Origin of the sequence: Rhodopseudomonas sp. BR0C11, assembly GCF_010820945.1 — a bacterium.
GTDB lineage: Bacteria > Pseudomonadota > Alphaproteobacteria > Rhizobiales > Xanthobacteraceae > Rhodopseudomonas > Rhodopseudomonas palustris_H.
In genome coordinates, this window is record NZ_QTKI01000640.1 from 1 (window position 1) to 1,709 (window position 1,709).

Annotated in this window: 2 protein-coding genes and 1 pseudogene; all 3 read left to right on the top strand. The window is 65.9% G+C overall.

Going from position 1 to position 1,709, the window contains the following annotated elements; translation table 11 throughout:
* Positions 1–10: 10 nt before the first annotated feature.
* Positions 11–601: pseudogene (locus DYI24_RS28845) on the top strand (pyridoxal-phosphate dependent enzyme); the annotation flags it as partial.
* A gap of 49 nt (positions 602–650) precedes the next feature.
* On the top strand, positions 651–977 hold the full coding sequence (locus DYI24_RS28850) for a PALP domain-containing protein (protein ID WP_246701377.1): 327 nt from the start codon (positions 651–653) through the stop codon (positions 975–977).
* Between the two features lie 287 nt (positions 978–1,264).
* Positions 1,265–1,709: AIR synthase related protein (locus DYI24_RS26120; protein ID WP_246701376.1), on the top strand; the 445-nt coding region annotated here is incomplete at its 3' end.

Consider the following 1,709-nt stretch of genomic DNA (forward strand, 5'->3'; position numbering starts at 1 on the left):
GAACACCGCGGTGCCGCAGGCGTGGTACAACAAGCAGGCCGGCATCAAGAAGCTGTCGACCGAGACCGGCGCCGGGCAGTGGGGCTCGTCGCTGGCGTTCGCCGGCTCGCTGTTCGGGCTCGACGTGCTCGTCTTTCAGGTCCGCGTGTCGTACGACCAGAAGCCGTATCGCCGCGCGCTGATGGAAACCTACGGCGCCCGCTGCATCGCGTCGCCGTCCAACGAGACCGATTCCGGCCGTGCCATCCTGGAGAAGAATCCGAACAGCCCCGGCTCGCTCGGAATCGCGATCTCCGAAGCGGTGGAAGTCGCCGCCAAGAACCCGGACATCAAGTACGCGCTGGGTTCGGTGCTCAATCACGTGATGCTGCACCAGACCATCATCGGCGAAGAAGCGATCAAGCAGTTCGAAATGGCGGGCGATGATCCGGACGTGGTGATCGGCTGCGCCGGCGGCGGTTCGAACTTCGCCGGCCTTGCCTTCCCGTTCCTCGGCCTGCAGCTCCGCGGTGGCCGCAAGCGGCGCATCATCGCGGTCGAACCGGCGGCATGCCCGACCCTGACCCGCGGCACTTACGCTTACGACTTCGGCGACACCGCGCATCTCACCCCGCTGGTGAAGATGCACACGCTCGGCTCGACCTTCATGGATGGTGTCGCACGCCTACGAACTCGGCCTGATCGAAGCACGCGCCTACAAGCAGGTCGGCTGCTTCGAAGCCGGCGTGCAGTTCGCTCGCACCGAAGGCATCGTGCCGGCGCCGGAATCGACCCACGCGGTGCGCTGCGCGATCGACGAGGCGCTGCGCTGCAAGGAGGAGGGCAAGTCGGAAACGATTCTGTTCAACCTCTCCGGCCACGGCCACTTCGACATGCAGGCCTACATCAACTACTTCGAAGGCAAGCTGGTCGATCAGGACTACGACGAAGCCGACCTCGCCACCGCGCTGGCCGGCCTGCCGGCGGTCGCGGCCTGAGCAGCACGGGCGTCCTCCTCGGACGCCCCATCCAAGAACGACGTCATGCCCGGGCTTGACCCGGGCATCGACGTTTTCGGGCACGGTCCCCGCGGCCGTGGATGGCCGGGACGAGCCCGGCCATGACGGATCGGGCAAGATCCTTTGCCAGATCAACGGGTTCGTGGCGATCGCCGGCACCGAGCGCCATCCCCAGGCGCGCAGAAAAGCCTTTCCCCTTTGGGCCGTTCTTTCTACATAACAGCGGTCCGCGCCGGCCCCTCCGGCGTGCCGAGGAATGCTGCCCTATGTCCGCTCCCGAGCCGAAGATCACCCCGGAACTGATCGCCAGCCATGGCCTCAAGCCGGATGAATATCAGCGCATTCTCGATCTGATCGGGCGCGAGCCGACCTTCACCGAGCTCGGCATCTTCTCGGCGATGTGGAACGAGCACTGCTCGTACAAGTCGTCGCGCATCCATTTGCGCGGGCTGCCCACCAAGGCGCCGTGGGTGCTGCAGGGCCCGGGTGAAAACGCCGGCGTGATCGACATCGGCGACAACCAGGCGGTGGTCTTCAAAATGGAGAGCCACAACCATCCGAGCTACATCGAGCCGTATCAGGGCGCGACCACCGGCGTCGGCGGCATCCTGCGCGACGTCTTCACCATGGGGGCGCGGCCGATCGCCTGCCTGAATGCGTTGAGCTTCGGCGATCCGAGCCACGCCAAGACCCGACACCTGGTGTCTGGCG

What these genes read in the sequence shown, in the direction of transcription:
- DYI24_RS28850 (WP_246701377.1), top strand. Translation starts at nt 651, where the DNA reads ATGGTGTCGCACGCCTACGAACTCGGCCTGATCGAAGCACGCGCCTAC.